The sequence below is a fragment of the Nocardia brasiliensis IFM 10847 genome (genome assembly GCF_000710915.1).
Classification (GTDB): Bacteria; Actinomycetota; Actinomycetes; order Mycobacteriales; family Mycobacteriaceae; genus Nocardia; species Nocardia brasiliensis_A.
Map to the genome: position 1 here is coordinate 43,713 of NZ_BAUA01000197.1, position 14,573 is coordinate 58,285.

Sequence of the window (14,573 nt, forward strand, 5' to 3'; positions counted from 1 at the left end):
TGATCGGACGCAATCCGTGTCAGCCCGGTGTCAGGGCGATGTCAGGCCAGGCGCTGAAAGTTCATGAAGTCCGCACTCAGAAAGGGATTTCAGCAATGACAAGTGCAATGAACCAGAACGGTGTCGAGGACGGATGGGGCAAGGTCGCCGACGCGTTCCGCGCGAACTTCGCCAACTTCGGTGAGCGCGGCGCGGCGTGCTGTGTGTACGTGGACGGCCGCCGCGTCGTCGACCTGTGGGACGGGGTCGCCGGTCGTGAGGTGGGTGGTTCCGATGACGAGGCGGCCGAGCAGCCTTGGCGCGAAGACACTGTCGTGCGGGTCGCTTCCACGACAAAAGGCGCCACCGCGATCTGCGCCCACCTGCTGGCTCAGCGTGGTCAGCTCGATCTGGACGCTCCGGTGGTCCAGTACTGGCCGGAGTTCGGCGCGCACGGCAAAGACCGGATTCCGGTGCGCTGGTTGCTGTCTCATCAGGCCGGCCTGCCGGTCGTCGACGGGCCGCTCACCTTCGAGCAGGCGTGCGCCTGGGATCCGGTCATCCGCGCGCTCGAGGCGCAGCCGCCGCTGTGGGAGCCGGGCACCGAGCATCTCTATCACGCGGTCACCTACGGCCACCTGGTCGGGGAAGTGGTGCGGCGGATCTCCGGCAAGTCGCTCGGTACGTTCTTCGCCGACGAGGTCGCGGCCCCGCTGGGGCTGAGTGCCTGGATCGGGCTGCCCGAGGAGCACGAGCACCGTGTCGCACGGATCGACTACGCCGATCCCTTCAGCGTGGAAGAACTGACCGCGGGGATGATCAAAAGCACTGGGCTGGACGCGGATACGGTTACCGCCTGGATGAACGCCGGGTTCGGGCCCGACGCCGTCTCGCTCCGCGCCGGGTCGCTCGGCGGTGCGCTGGACAACATGGCCGACCCCGCGACCGCGTACTACACCACGCGGGCGTGGCGCGCAGCAGAGTTCCCGGCCGCCAACATGATCGCGGACGCGCGCTCGGTCGCGCGGATGTACGCCGCCACGGTCGGCGAGGTCGACGGCATCCGCCTGCTCGACTCGCCCACGGTCGCGAACGCGATCGAAGTACAGACCGAGAAGACCCGGATGCACGGGCTGCCAACGGGATTGGACGTCCCAGCGGATCGCAGCTTCTACATGTCCCTGGGTTTCTGGCGCGCCTGTCCGCCGCTACCGATGCTCGGACCGTCCTCCTTCGGCCACCCCGGTTCCGGCGGCTCGATCGGCTTCGCCGACCCCGACGCCGGCGTCGGCTTCGCCTACGTCCCGAACCTGTGGAACTTCCGGCCCGACGACCCCCGCGCCACCAATCTGGCCCAAGCCGTCCGAACCTGCCTCGGATGAACGAGGACCTACGGGAACGTTCGAGGCGTGCTCACCAAGTCGTCGGCAGCGTAGAGCGGACTCCGCGGGGTTACCGGATGCTCCGCGGGCCATACCCGGGCCAGGTCCAGTAGCTGCCGGAGTTCGGTGTCGAAGTCTTGTGCGGTCGGGAACGGTTGCGGCACAACGCCAGTTCTGGGCGGCAGGGTTCCCGATCGTCTGGACCGCGCTGCGTCCGCCAGACGGCACGCGTAATCACGCAGTTTCGCCTCGGATTCGTCGTGCTGGTTCGTGGACGACTCGGTTGCGGCCGGTGCGGCAGCCAGATAGGGGCCCAGATGCAGGAGTGCGTCCCGGATTTCGACGGTCATTCGTAGCAGACGGGCGGTGGTGTCGCGCCGGGCCGGCCCGTCGACGGGGGACATCACGATCTCCGGCACGGCCGCGGTGACGTCGCGCCACAGAGGTCGCAATCGGCGGCAGACTCGTCCGTCCCGATCCAGCCCGGCGTGTTCCATCAAGTGCCCGACGACCGGACCCGCTACGAGCGTGGTGGCGAAGAAGCCGATGCTGGTGAAGGCGAGTTCCACGCGAACGATATGCGGGTAGGGCGGCTGCCAGCCCCAACACAATTCGCCCATGACGACCACGACATCCGCATAGAACGGCACGATGGACAGCAGCATCAGTACGCACAGCCCCCGCACCAGCGGTCGGCGGTTCGCGGTGCGTAGTTCGTCGACGACCAAATGGGTGAACGCCAGCATGGACGCCACGAGGGGCACGCTGTTCGCGGTCCAGAAAACGAGGCCGCCCCAATTCAGGTTGTGCTCGACCAGCCGCCCCGCCCTTTCCGCGAACGGGCCGGCGAGCATTGTCAGCGCCGTTGAAAGCACCGCGACCGCACAATAGATTCGCTGGCGTCGCCAGGCCGCCTCCGATTCCGCACCCGCTTCCCACAGCCGGACGAGACCGTAGAGGTACATGACGATCATCGCAATGCAGCCCAGCGCGAGTTGGTTCGGCACACTGCCGACGCTCGGGGCCGGAGTGCACCGATACAGCACCAACCCGATCAGAAACCACAGCAGCATCCGATTGGCCAACTGATCGAACATCGTCCTGCTCGTGAAAAGTAGCCTGCCGACCCCGATCAAGGCGGTGTAGCCGATCACCGTCCATGCGACGACATCGGAAACCGGTGATACCAACGATGCTCCCTGATGCCCGACCACTCCTTGCGCGGTGAATCCTACCCACCGCCCTACCGGTTACTTCGGGGCGATGAGTTGGGACGGCACCGTAGTTGTGCTGCATCCGGCCGGCACCGGAGCATCGGTCTCGAGGCGCTCCCGCAGCCAGGCGAACGCGGCAGGGGCGGCCGATAAAATCGTGCTCATGTGCTCGGCGAATTCCTCACGGACGTAGGTGACCCGGGCCCCACGAGCACAGAGATCTTCGACCATGCGATCGGTCGACCCTACCGGGATCACTTCGTCCCGCACCGCTTGGAAGACATAGAGCGGCGCAGTGGCCGCGTGGGTTCCGAGCCTGGCCGCGTTGATAGCTTCCGCGAGCGGCGGCAATGCCAGAACCTGGTCGAGCGGGATGTCGAAATACCGTTTCCAGTCGGACAGGAACTGCTGAACCAGAGTGACAGACAGACACTGCGTCTGGATCTGTTCCATCACGGCTGCGCCCTCGGGTGTGAGGTGCGGTTGCATGGCCGCTTTGACCTCGGGATAGGTGGCGTAATAGGAGGACAGGCCGCTACCGACTATGGCCGAGAACGGCCCGCCGTTCGTGGTGAACAACGCCGCGTCGATATCCGCTCCGGGGCCGCCGTATGCGGCGCCGGTCAGATTGAGCTCGGGTGCGTAACTGGGTTGCAGCTCGGCTGTCCAGCCCGTCGCGAACCCGCCGCCCGAATATCCGTACAGGCCCACGCGGGTTTCGGAGTCGAGACCCAGTGGTGCGAACTGTTCGGCCGCGCGAATGCCGTCCAGCACCATGTAACCGGGCTCCTCGGCAACCGGGAAATGGCCGGATCGCCCGCCGAAGTCGGGTACCGATACCACCCAGCCGTTCTGCAACAGGGTCTGCAGATCGGTCAATTGCCCCATGGTTTCCATCGAAGTCTGGGCACCGGTCTGTAATCCATAGGACGGTACGCACAGTGGACCGGAGGCGTCCTCGAACATTTGCTGCGATACCAACGGCCGGTCCGGCCGGACGTTGTCGGGCAGGAAAACCGTGGTGACGGTGACATCCGGCTGTTCGAACACGTCGGTGGTGCGATAGAGCAGTTGCCAAGCTTGCGCCGGCAACGGCACCACCAACTGAATCGGCCGGGATCGCAGAATCGTGCCCGGCGCCGCCGCCGCGAAACCGTCCGGCGGCTGGTAGAACTCATCCACCTGCGGCGCGGGTGGCGCCGCATCCGCCGGATTCGATGAGACAATCATCGGTCCGGCCAGAGTCATCATCACGGCCACTGCGGCCACGCCGAACCTGCGGACGCGTCGTTGCGCCTCACTGGACATGTCGACCTCCATTGTTCGAATTCACCGGCCTCGCGGTCGCGGAGCCGGAACCACCCGAAATGCACGTACTGATACATATCATGCCCTGTGTCTCAATAAGACACTATATGTCGGGTGTCTCAAAGGCAAGTGATGGGTCGGTTGGATCGCGCCTCGTTGGTCACATTGCCGATGAGACACATCGGGCGTAGTGTCTCCGATGAGACATCGGGCATTATGTGTATCAACCCGCAAGGAATCGAGGTTCGATCATGGGTGCACAGGACGGGTTCGATTGGAGCTGGGCCAGTGGCACCGGCGGCAAGCTCGACCGGCGGCAGATGGGCAAGCTCTTGCTCGCCGCCGCCACCTTGGTTCCGGGGGCATTCGGCAGCCATGCGCTGGCATTTCTCGGCGTACAAGGTTCGGCCGCGCTGGACGAGATCGGGATGCGCATTCCGGATACCGCCCTGGCCAAAGAGGCTGAATGGGAGGCCCGGCGGCGACTGACCCCGTGGGTGCTGGAGCACTCCTATCGGGTCTATTACTTCGGTAAGGCCTTGGCGAAGCTCGACGGGGTGCCGCTCGATGAAGAGTTACACTTCACCACGGCCATTCTCCATGACATCGAGTTCGAACATCCCGTTCCCGGAAGGTGTTTCGCGGTTCGCGGCGCCGAAGACGCCGAACGCTTTCTCACCGGCCTCGGCGTCTCTCGGGACAAGGTGGTCCTCGTGCGCAACGGGATCTCCGGGCACATCACCTTCGGCGTCGAGAAGGATCTGTCGGATCTGGCCGGTGTCGTTTCGGCCGGCTGCGAGACCGACCTCGCCGGGACCCGCGTGGAGGAAATGAACCGCCAATGGGTGGATATGGTGGTGGCGCAACACCCTCGTCTCGATTTCAAACGGAGGGTGATCGAAGCAGTGCGCCTGGAATCCGAAGCCGTTCCGGACGGACGCACGGCCTTGATGCGTCAACTCGGTTTCGAAATGGGCGTGACGAACGCACCTTTCGCGGAGTGACGTCGGCGACCGCCGACACCGCAACAACTTTCGGTCGCACGTCTGGTGATTCTTGCCGGGTCGCCTCGAGTAACGGTGTCAGCAGTCGAGATGGACCAGGTGCCTCCGCTATGTCTCCTGTGGTGTTGATTGTTAACTGTTGTGCACCAATGCCTTTCGTGATTGTAGTGGTTGGCGGCGCCGACCCCGGCGGCGTTCGGAGCGGTTGGCGGAAGGTTCACACGTCGATGCCGTAGGTGTGATTCATTGCGGCTCGCAGTCGTTCGGAGGGGTGCCAGCGGCGGGCGAGGTCGTGTTGGGCGGCGATGCGGTCGGGGTCGAGGATGAAATCGGGGCGTTGCGGCTCGGCTCGGTCGAGAGCGGTGCGAACGCCCGCGGGGTCGAGCTCGGCGAGAAAGACGGGTGTGCCCATGTGTTGTCGCCATGAGGTTTCGAGCTCGCCGGCGTCGACGGGGTCGAATCCCACCGCGTCCACCAGGTCGAGCACCTGTTGCTTCTCGATACCCGCGGGGCCGGCGACGGGCAGCGCGATGCGGTCGGGTGCTCCGGCGGGGCGGCCCGCCCGTTCGAGCAGGAATGCGTGAATGGTGTTGAACGCCTTATAGACCGGACGGCCGAGCTGCTGTGCTACCCAGACGCTGTCGACGGTATCGGTGTCGAAGCCGGGTAGGGCGACGTCGCGCTGCGCAAAGTAGTTTCCCGTGTCGAGCACCGCAGGGCCGGTCGTGCCGGCGAAGACGGTGCGGGCCAGCCGTGGGATCGCCACATAGGGGACACTCACGATAGTCAGGTCGGTGTCGGTGGCCGCCGCCCGCGCCCAGACCGGCTCGATGCCCGGCAGGTCGGCGAACTCCTCGGCCAAAGCCGCCGGATCGCCGGAATTGGCGACAACGACCTCATATCCGTTCGCCGCGAGCAGCCGTGCCAGCGTGCCGCCGATCATGCCGATACCGATTACTCCGATGGTCTTCATATTTCGCTCCCGCTGTCCTCGTGCTCGAAATCGCTTGCTGCGCTGTCATTGCGCTCTTGGGCCGCCAGCAACGCGTCCCCGTTCTCATGAATCCACCGCCCCAGCTCCCGCACCGGCCCGTCGACGAGACTCGCGCCGAGCGTTGTCAACGCGTAGTCGACACGCGGTGGCCGCTGCCCGTACCGCTGCCGCTCTATCAGGCCCGCTTGCAGCAGCCGCCGCAGCGTCTCGGTCAGCGATTTGTCACTGAGCCCGCCGACTCGCTCGTGCAGCGCGCCGCGCCGATACGGCCCGTCGTGCAGGGCGGCGAGTACCACCAGGTCCCAGCGGTGGGTGAACAGATCGACCACCGCGCGCAGCTGACAATCCGCCAGCAACTGATCGGGACCACCATTTCCGTTCATGTCGCCCATGGTGCACCGTAGTTTCCTACCGATCGGTGCATATCGGGGCAGTGTCCGTTAAGCCGCGGCTACCTACGGGTCGTCATCGCCCGCGGACCCGCTGCCTGCGAGGCATTCATCGACCGAATGCTTTGAGGAAAGTCGTGACCGCGGCTTCGGTGAGAGCGCGGAGTTCCGGCTCGGGGACCGGTCGCGTGCCGAGCCGAAGCATCCCGTCGGCAGGCCCGGCGAGCAGCGCGGCGAACTGGGCTGCGGCGATATCGGGATCGTCGATGTCGAGGACGCCGGCCAGGGAGAGCCGCGCGAACCGGTCGGCGAGGGCCGCGGTGGCCCGGCGGGAAACTTCGGTCACGAGGTCGACCAGGTCCGGAAACTGCGCGGCTTCCGCGCAGACCAAGCGTCGCAACGCACGGGATTCGTCGGTGCGGTAGCAGCGCGCCAACTGCAGGCCGACCTGGGTGAGGCGGGTGGCCGGATCGTCGCCGGGACGCGCCAGCTGCTCGATCGCGGCCAAGTTGGCAGCCAGTGCGGTCTCCGAAAGTGACTGTACCGCTTGGCGAAACAAGGACTCCTTGTCGCCGAAGTGGTGATAGACGGTGGCCTTGGCGACCTTGGCCGCTGCCGCGATGTCATCCACCCGGGCTTGTGCGTATCCCACGCGCGCGAACACCGTGAACGCCGCGGCCATGATGGCCTGACGTTTGTCGATACGTCCACGCTGTGGCGCCAGTGCGGACGGAGAGGGCTGCGGCGTGCTCATCGGCTCATCGTAGTCGTATGGATAGATATCTGGACTGATCAGTCTACTTAACGCTACCGATTGAATTAGACTCGTGAGTCTAGTTATCTAGTCTCACTAGTTGAATGCGAAGGGAAGCTCATGAAGACGGTTGTGATCACCGGTGGGACCGACGGCATGGGAAAGGCGCTCGCCCTGGCGTATCTGCACCGCGGCGACCGGGTAGTGGTCATCGGCACCAGCTCAGCCAAGGGGCGGGCGATTCTGGACGCCGCGGGCGAGTTCGGTGCCGGTGCGCGCATAGCGTTCATCCGGGCGGATCTGAGCCTGGTGGCGGAGAACCGGCGGGTGATCGAGCAGATCGCGGCAAGCTACCCGGTCGTCGACGCACTCGTTCTCGGTGCTCGGTATTACCGCGCCACCCGATTCGTCACGTCCGAAGGCTTCGAAGCCAGTTTCGGACTGTTCTATCTGAGCAGGTACCTGTTCGGGCACGGTCTGCAAAAGCAGCTGGAGCGGGCCGATTCGCCGGTGATCCTCGATTTGGCCGGCCCTGGTGGCGACCTTGCCGAAATGCGTTGGGACGACTTGCAGTTCGCCCGCTCCTATGACCCTGATGCCGTCATGCGGCAGTGCGGAAAGTTGAGCGATCTACTCGCGGTCGGCTTCACTCGCCGCCATCCCGACAGCCGGATTCGATACGTCCTGTTGCATCCGGGACTGACGGCGACGGGGTTCACCGGGCAATACGACGCCGCCAGTGCGGAGCTCGTCGCAGGCATGCGCGAGCGCGGCCAGCCGGTGGAAGCCGCCCTCATCCGAATCCTCGGTCACCTCGATCATCCGCCGGCCGCGCCGCTCAGCGCGTTTATGCAAGACCATGCCGTCGATGTGCACGGCGAACCCTTTGATTTCGAAGCCGCCGACCGCCTGGCGCACCTGACCGCGACCCTGTTGCACGCGGCGAATACCAGTGGCACATAGACGGCGAGAGTCGAATCCGCCACCGGCGGAGCAGGTGAAAGACGTCCGGGTGCTGACCCGTTCGTTGTCGGTGGAGCGCGGCGAGCGGACCGCGAGTGGCAAGATCGGACGCAATGCGGTCGTGGACTTGCGCGACCCTGATCGACGAGATGTACGGCGCGACCGACGACGCGGTCATCGCGAACCACGTGCGCTATGCACCGAATTAGGCGCGGACCCACCCGAACACCCGGATGCCATTCGAGGAGATGCCGATGACCGAGGTCACCGAGCCGAAATACCAGCACGGCACCGTCGATCTGGATGCCTTGGCCGAGATCGAGCGTCGCACGTTGTGGCTGGCGGTTTCGATGATTCATCATGCCAACCGGGTTCGGTCGAATCCGTCGGGGCTGAAGGTGGGCGGTCATCAGGCGTCGTGCGCGTCGATGACCACGATCATGACCTCGCTGTGGTTCACCGCGTTGCGGTCCGGTGACCGGGTTTCGGTCAAACCGCACGCCTCGCCGGTGCTGCACGCCGTCAACTATCTGCTGGGGGAGTTGGACGAGTCGTACCTGACCACGCTGCGTCAATTCGGTGGTCTGCAGTCCTATCCCAGCCGATCCAAGGACCCCGACCCGGTCGACTATTCGACCGGATCGGTCGGGATCGGGGCGACGGCGCCGATCTGGGGTGCGATCGCCCGGCGCTATCTCAACGACGCGCTGGGTGCCGAAACCGGTACCGGTCGGCAGTATTCGCTGGTCGGTGACGCGGAGCTGGACGAGGGGGCGGTGTGGGAGGCGGTGGTCGATCCCGGCAACGCCGACCTCGGGGAGGTCGTGTGGATCGTCGACCTGAACCGTCAGTCCCTGGATCGGGTGGTGCCCAATATCGCGGCCGGTCGGCTGGAGGCGATGTTCGCCGCCGCGGGTTGGCAGGTGCTCACGGTGAAGTTCGGGCGTCTCCTGGAATCGTTGTTCGCCCGGGCGGGCGGTGCTGCGCTGCGCACCCGGATCCTCGACATGCCCAACCCGGAGTACCAGCGACTGCTGCGCTGCGACGCCGACGAACTTCGGCGCAGGCTGCCGGGCAGCGGGGCGGACCACGGGCAATTGGCGGAATTGATTGCAGGTTTGGATGATTCGACACTGCTGGCGGCGATCCGCAACCTGGGCGGGCACGATATGCAGGCCTTGATCGAGGCTTATGCGCAGATCGATGACACCCGTCCGACGGTGATCATCGCCTACACCATCAAAGGTTATGGCTTGCCGACACAAGGGCATCCACAGAATCATTCGTCGTTGCTGTCGGTGGCCGAGTACGAGTCGCTCGCCACCGAGCTGGGCCGCGATCCACAGCACCCGTGGGCGCGGCTCGATGACCACGGCGCCGCCGGGCGGTTGTGCGCGGATACCGCGCTGCGATTGCGCCGTGAACCGGTACGTACGGTCGAAGTGCCCGAGGTGCCAAAGGATTTCGGCCACACACCGAAAAGTGTCGCCACCACGCAGGCGGCGCTGGGGCGTACCCTGCTGGACCTGAGCCGGGCAGCGCCGGAGATGGCGCGGCGGGTGATCACCGTGAGTCCCGACGTCAGCTCGACCACCAATCTGGCGGGCTGGATCAACAAGGTGGGTGTGTGGTCGAGCGCCGAACGGCACGACTGGTTCGCCGACGACGCCGAGACGCTCGTGCGCTGGCGTGAACAACCCACCGGCCGGCACATGGAACTCGGTATCGCCGAAACGAATCTGGTCGGACTCATCGGCGAACTCGGCGCGACCTGGAGCCGGTGGGGCCAACCCCTGTTCCCGATCGGTGTGCTCTACGACCCGTTCGTCGAACGCGCGCTCGAACCCTGGACCTACGGCATCTACGCGGGCGGGCAGTCGATCCTGATCGGGACGCCGTCGGGTGTCACGCTCGCCGCCGAAGGCGGTGCCCACCAATCGATTACGACGCCCTCGATCGGTATCGAGACCCCGGGGCTGATCTGTTACGAACCCGCGTTCGCCATCGATGTGGAATGGACGCTGCTGGCCAGCATCGCCCGTCTCGGGCGACCGGACGGGACCTCGGCATACCTGCGGCTGTCGACCCGCCCCGTCGAACAACGCCTCGCCGAGGTGCCCGCCGACCCAGCGGCGCGCGAGCGCCGTCGCAAACAGGTTGTCGCAGGCGGATATCCGCTGCGTCGGCGCGAGGGTGCGGTCGTCACGATCGTCGCGATGGGTGCGGTGGTGACCGAGGCGGTGGCCGCGGCCGACCGGCTCGAATCGGCCGGCGTCCGCGCCGACGTCGTGTGCGTCACCAGCCCCGGGCTGCTCTTCGAGGCATTGCAGGCAAGGCAAGGCATCGGCCACGGTGACAGCTGGATTCTGGATCAGTTGTTCCCGCCCAGCCGGGCCACACCGATGGTGACCGTCCTGGACGGTCATCCGCACACCATGTCTTTCCTGTCCGGGATCAACCGGGTGCATCACATCGATCTCGGCGTCACGCGTTACGGGCAGGTCGGATCGCTCGAGGAGGTGTACCGGTACCACGGGTTGGACGCCGACAGCATTGTCGCGGCCGCCCTCGACGTTCTCGGCGCGGCCGGTTGAGCAGCGGGTCGGGGACAACAGGCGTGGTGACCGGCATGACGGCGCTCGAGTCATGCGGCTCGCTGACACGCCCCCGTCATACCCGCCGGTTCGAACCGTCGTCCGGCGCGCGAAGGGTGCTCGAATCCGGGGTGGCCGATCGGAGGTCGAGCATCAGCTGGGCGCGCAGTTGTCTCGGCGTCACGGAAAGGTCGGTCAGGCAGTCGACGGCGGCTCGATTTATCGCCGCCAGCCAGGTGCCGATATCGGACTGTCCCGAGGCCTCGCGAAGTTTCGTTTCCAACTGAGCCTGATACTCGACGCGGGTTCGCCACTGGCGCGCAGCCAGGCGTTGGACCTCCAACGAAACAAGTTCAGCCCATGCGCTTTCCAGTGGTGGACTCGATGCGGAGTCGGGCAGGCTCGCATACCTCGACTCGAGTGTGCGCAGCACCTCCGCGGCCACCGAAACGGAATGGTTCTTGATGGTGGCCAGATTGAAACTGAAAGCCCCGAGCCGTCCATGCCGAACAATTTCGTCGCCTTCGCGAGGAGCCCCCACAGTGGAGATCGCTCCGGACTTACGGCCGTCAGCCGTGAGCAAGGCGCCGAATCTGTCCACCTCCACGCCTCTTCGAGTCTTCCGGTGCGGTACGGCCAGCCCGCTGTCGAGGAGGCGTTGCCACAATGGAGAGGCCACCGCGGCATAGTCGAATTCCCGGCCGAAATTGGAGATGACCAGGTCTGCTGCCAAGGTCCGGTGCGGCCCGTCGCCGGAAAGTGTCAGCAGCAGTCGGTCTTGCTCGAGCGGCCGCAGGTCCGTGACGCGACCGGTGACCACCTGGACCTGCCCGCTCACGCGGTGCGCGGCATCCACGACGGCGGTGGTGTACGCCATCGCGCTGACCCGCAGCGTGGCGAGACGGCTGCCGTACTTATCCAAGAGGAACTGCAAGTCGGCAGCGGAGATGTTCTGGAATATGCCGGGCAGATACGCTTCCCAGGCTTTCGCGACTCGCTCCGAAATCACGGCTGCGTGCACTTCGGGATGCTGCTCGGCGACAAATCGGCATGCCCTGGCCCACTCGGCTTCGAGTTGACGGGCGAGAGTCGCACGTCCCTGCTCGACGTCGATGATGGGTGGCGGGACGGCCAGTACATCATGCCGGTGGTCGGCCGGGTAGGTTCCCGGCGTCGAGCTCGACGGCGAAATCATGTATATCGCGCCGGTGTGCCCTTGCCGTAGCAGCAGCGCAGCGAAATCGTAAGCGCTGAGCAGTGTTCCGATGATCGCGACGGCGGCACGCGGCGGTAATGTCCTGATTCGCTCCACGGCCTCGCCGGTGTAGGGCCGCCGAATGTAGGACGGATGGTCGAGCACAGCCTGTGCGTAGCGCGGATGACGCAGTTCGGGTCCTGTTGCGAGGATTATGTGGTCCGCGTCGACGGTCGTCGATTCGAGACCGGGACCTCCCGACCAGGACAGATTTTCGATCACGGCGCAAATGCCATCGGCAGACGGCGTCAGGTCGACCATTTCACCGTCTGCCTCGAGCAGGACGACGCCGTCCCCAGCTTCCGTCGCGGCTTCGGCCAGGCGTTGACCGAGATAATCCGCGTAGATGCGGCGCGGTGCCGGATCTGATTCGAAGAAGGTGACTTCCCGCCATTCCGGCGGCCACGCCGATCGATCGGCTTCTCCGTTGGCCCAATTCAAGAAGTCGTCGACATCCTCCCGGAAAGCAGACATCCGGCCCGCTTGGATGTTGAAGATATGGTTCCACGGATTTCCCGCCGCGTGATACGCGACTCCCGCGTGCCGGTGTTCCTTCTGGCGTTCGAGCAGGACGATTTCAACGGGTTCGGTGGCGAACCGAAGCAGTCGTATGGCCGTGGCGGTGCCTGCCAGACCTGCGCCGACCACGATGATTCGCCGGGACCTCTGTGGTGATCCCGCCTGATTGGTTGCTATCCGCACGATGACGGCAAGAGTGTCAGGACCGGGGGGTTCTCCTCAGTCCACTCGCGGACGGCATGGCCCAGCGCCCTACGCCACTGCTCGACACTGGTTGCCTGCGCATCGAGCCGGCGTACGGGGTCGAGTAGCGCTGAGCGTAGCGTGGCCGAGAACCCTAGTGTCGCTAAGGAAGACACCCCATGGGGCGGTATGACAACAGCGTGTGTTGTCGGAACCCCGGCCGGGCCGGGCCCGGAAACATCCGCAACTGTCGCCAGCGCAAACATCATGCGCGAAGTATTCCTCATCGTCGATGATCTTGACCCTGCAATAGCTTCATTCTGTTCGACACGAACCCTGAGCAGTATCGGCCGAACGCATGACAACCCTTGCCACGTGCCGGAATCGACACCGCGTCCCCGTGGATGTGCCGGACTCCGACGCATCCTGCCCGAACAGCTGGGTCAAGAGTCGAACCGCACCTGTTCCCACGACAGTTCTGTTCGCCACCCCTCGCCTTGAAATGCCCAGTCCTGCACTACTTTCACCACGGCCTCGAAGGCGGGTGAGAAGACGCTGCCCCACGGTGCGTCGTCTCTGGTCGTGGCGCGGAAATGCGCGTCGGGTCCGCCGTCGCGGAATTCGACGATGTAGCTGTGACCGTCGGCGGGATCCACGTCTTCATCGAGGTGGACCTGGATGTAGTAATCGCCGGGTTCGGGTCCGCCGAGCCGATCGACGATCACGAACGGCGCGTTGAAACTCATGTCCGCCAGGATGTCGTGCAGCTGGGTTCGAGACGGGTTCTCGATGGTCCGGTCGGAATCGGTCGCCACCACTCGTGGCGATCCGGTGTGGTCTTGGGTCACCCGAGCACGGTACGCGCAAGCAAGTGACAGCGCGACCGTGTCCGGCATCGTGGACCTTCCGTCAGCCGCACCCTTATCCTGCAGGAGTCCGGCTCGGGTGCGCCCGTCGTGCTAGTGCGCGTTCAATGCGTCCAGGATCGCGGGGCGGGCGGTAGCCAGGGATTGTTGCCAGTAGGGCCAGGTGTGGGTGCCGTCGGTGATGTCGATGCGGGCGGGAATGTTCAGAGTTGCCAAGCGGTCTCGGAAGATTCGGGTCGCGGTGACGGTCATGGCTTCGAGAGTCATGCCGTTGATGGTGTTGGTGACGGCATTGGGAGCGTCCAGCGGACCGGGCAGGCCGTTGCCGGTGGAAACGTAGATCGGGAGGCCGCGCAGTAATTCGGCCTGAACCGTCGCGTCGTTGCGGAACCAGGCGGGAGTGCCTGCGGGGCCCCACATGTCGTCCACATTGAAGCGGCCCTCGTCGAGCATGGCGGCGCGCATCGCCTCGTGCCACAGCGGGAAGGTGGGGTGCACGAAACCGGAGAAAGAGCCGGCGAATTTGAATTGGTCGCGGTGGTGGCCGGCCAGGGTGAGAGCGGCGTTGCCGCCCATGGAGGCGCCGACGATCGCATTGTTGGTTCGCGAAACACCGTAGCCCGCAAGGAAAGCGGGCAGTTCTTTGGTGAGGAAGGTCTCCCAGCGGTAGGTGGTCTGCTGACTGTTGGTGCTGCTCGGCCGGTACCAGTCGGTGTAGAAGCTCGAGTGACCGCCGACCGGGAACACCAGTGTGACGTTGTCGCCGGCGAATTGGCGCATCGCGTCGGTGTCCGAGGTCCACTGGCTGTGATCGGCCGGTGCGCGTAGGCCGTCGAGGAAGTAGAGCGCTGAGCTGCCGCCCCGCGACGCCCACTGCACCTGCACCTTGATGGGACCCATGCTGGACGGTACGACCAGCTCTTGATAGCCGCCTGCGGGCGTACGCAACACCGGTCCGTGCACCGGGGCGGCCGTCGCCGTCGCACCGATCCCCGACACGAGTACAGCTGCCGCCAAGACAACGCCGGCCCGTCGGCGCCAACCCGGCGCCTTCCCCCGACCCACCGAAAACACCACTATGCGTATACCTTTCAACTTTCCCGCCCGCGACCCGACCGGCGGGGACCCGAATCGGCCTGTCGCCCAGGCTAACTGTGCACCTTGCCAAG

At 65.3% G+C, this 14,573-nt stretch carries 12 protein-coding genes; 4 read left to right on the forward strand and 8 right to left on the reverse strand.

Translation table 11 applies throughout. The annotated features are described in order from the left end of the window. Positions 1–95: 95 nt before the first annotated feature. On the forward strand, positions 96–1,361 hold the full coding sequence (locus tag NBRGI_RS39290; RefSeq protein ID WP_235211264.1) for a serine hydrolase domain-containing protein: 1,266 nt from the start codon (positions 96–98) through the stop codon (positions 1,359–1,361). 8 nt (positions 1,362–1,369) lie between these two features. Here the strand turns inward: NBRGI_RS39290 and NBRGI_RS39295 are convergent, their stop codons facing one another. Next, positions 1,370–2,551, reverse strand: coding sequence for an MAB_1171c family putative transporter (locus NBRGI_RS39295; RefSeq protein ID WP_148311135.1), 1,182 nt, complete (start codon positions 2,549–2,551; stop codon positions 1,370–1,372). 60 nt (positions 2,552–2,611) lie between these two features. Then, complete coding sequence (locus NBRGI_RS39300; protein ID WP_158440007.1) at positions 2,612–3,883, reverse strand: lipase family protein; 1,272 nt, start codon at positions 3,881–3,883, stop codon at positions 2,612–2,614. A gap of 251 nt (positions 3,884–4,134) precedes the next feature. On the opposite strand from NBRGI_RS39300, the gene NBRGI_RS39305 reads away from it, so the two are divergent. Beyond that, on the forward strand, positions 4,135–4,887 hold the full coding sequence (locus tag NBRGI_RS39305) for a hypothetical protein (protein WP_029902830.1): 753 nt from the start codon (positions 4,135–4,137) through the stop codon (positions 4,885–4,887). A 217-nt stretch (positions 4,888–5,104) separates the two neighbouring features. Here NBRGI_RS39305 and NBRGI_RS39310 read toward each other — a convergent pair whose 3' ends face one another. From NBRGI_RS39310 to NBRGI_RS39320, 3 genes are all read right to left on the reverse strand, one after another. Next, positions 5,105–5,860, reverse strand: coding sequence for an NADPH-dependent F420 reductase (locus NBRGI_RS39310; RefSeq protein WP_063726371.1), 756 nt, complete (start codon positions 5,858–5,860; stop codon positions 5,105–5,107). Further along, positions 5,857–6,264, reverse strand: a complete 408-nt coding sequence (locus NBRGI_RS39315) for a winged helix-turn-helix transcriptional regulator (protein ID WP_235211265.1) — start codon at positions 6,262–6,264, stop codon at positions 5,857–5,859. The genes NBRGI_RS39310 and NBRGI_RS39315 overlap by 4 nt, the downstream gene beginning before the upstream one ends. Positions 6,265–6,379: 115 nt before the next feature. Beyond that, on the reverse strand, positions 6,380–7,024 hold the full coding sequence (locus NBRGI_RS39320; protein WP_051728380.1) for a TetR/AcrR family transcriptional regulator: 645 nt from the start codon (positions 7,022–7,024) through the stop codon (positions 6,380–6,382). Between the two features lie 120 nt (positions 7,025–7,144). Here NBRGI_RS39320 and NBRGI_RS39325 point away from each other — a divergent pair, with 120 nt between their 5' ends. Together NBRGI_RS39325 and NBRGI_RS39335 are read left to right on the forward strand one after the other, a co-directional pair. Continuing rightward, on the forward strand, positions 7,145–7,987 hold the full coding sequence (locus tag NBRGI_RS39325; protein ID WP_029902837.1) for an SDR family NAD(P)-dependent oxidoreductase: 843 nt from the start codon (positions 7,145–7,147) through the stop codon (positions 7,985–7,987). Between the two features lie 248 nt (positions 7,988–8,235). Further along, a complete protein-coding gene (locus NBRGI_RS39335) occupies positions 8,236–10,581 on the forward strand; it encodes a transketolase-like TK C-terminal-containing protein (RefSeq protein WP_051728385.1) in 2,346 nt (781 codons plus the stop codon). Between the two features lie 76 nt (positions 10,582–10,657). On the opposite strand, the gene NBRGI_RS39340 is transcribed toward NBRGI_RS39335, so the two are convergent. The 3 genes from NBRGI_RS39340 to NBRGI_RS39350 form a co-directional block, all read right to left on the reverse strand. After that, positions 10,658–12,484, reverse strand: coding sequence for an FAD/NAD(P)-binding protein (locus NBRGI_RS39340; protein ID WP_200882286.1), 1,827 nt, complete (start codon positions 12,482–12,484; stop codon positions 10,658–10,660). 497 nt (positions 12,485–12,981) lie between these two features. Then, complete coding sequence (locus NBRGI_RS39345; RefSeq protein WP_148311137.1) at positions 12,982–13,386, reverse strand: hypothetical protein; 405 nt, start codon at positions 13,384–13,386, stop codon at positions 12,982–12,984. 111 nt (positions 13,387–13,497) lie between these two features. Beyond that, positions 13,498–14,481, reverse strand: a complete 984-nt coding sequence (locus NBRGI_RS39350) for an alpha/beta hydrolase (protein WP_081878431.1) — start codon at positions 14,479–14,481, stop codon at positions 13,498–13,500. Positions 14,482–14,573: the final 92 nt, after the last annotated feature.

Bases quoted from the DNA above. Each gene is read 5' to 3' on its own strand.
- NBRGI_RS39290 (WP_235211264.1), top strand. From the start codon at position 96: ATGACAAGTGCAATGAACCAGAACGGTGTCGAGGACGGATGGGGCAAG.
- NBRGI_RS39305 (WP_029902830.1), top strand. From the start codon at position 4,135: ATGGGTGCACAGGACGGGTTCGATTGGAGCTGGGCCAGTGGCACCGGC.
- NBRGI_RS39325 (WP_029902837.1), top strand. From the start codon at position 7,145: ATGAAGACGGTTGTGATCACCGGTGGGACCGACGGCATGGGAAAGGCG.
- NBRGI_RS39320 (WP_051728380.1), bottom strand. From the start codon at position 7,024: ATGAGCACGCCGCAGCCCTCTCCGTCCGCACTGGCGCCACAGCGTGGA.
- NBRGI_RS39310 (WP_063726371.1), bottom strand. From the start codon at position 5,860: ATGAAGACCATCGGAGTAATCGGTATCGGCATGATCGGCGGCACGCTG.
- NBRGI_RS39300 (WP_158440007.1), bottom strand. From the start codon at position 3,883: ATGTCCAGTGAGGCGCAACGACGCGTCCGCAGGTTCGGCGTGGCCGCA.
- NBRGI_RS39315 (WP_235211265.1), bottom strand. From the start codon at position 6,264: ATGAACGGAAATGGTGGTCCCGATCAGTTGCTGGCGGATTGTCAGCTG.
- NBRGI_RS39335 (WP_051728385.1), top strand. From the start codon at position 8,236: ATGCCGATGACCGAGGTCACCGAGCCGAAATACCAGCACGGCACCGTC.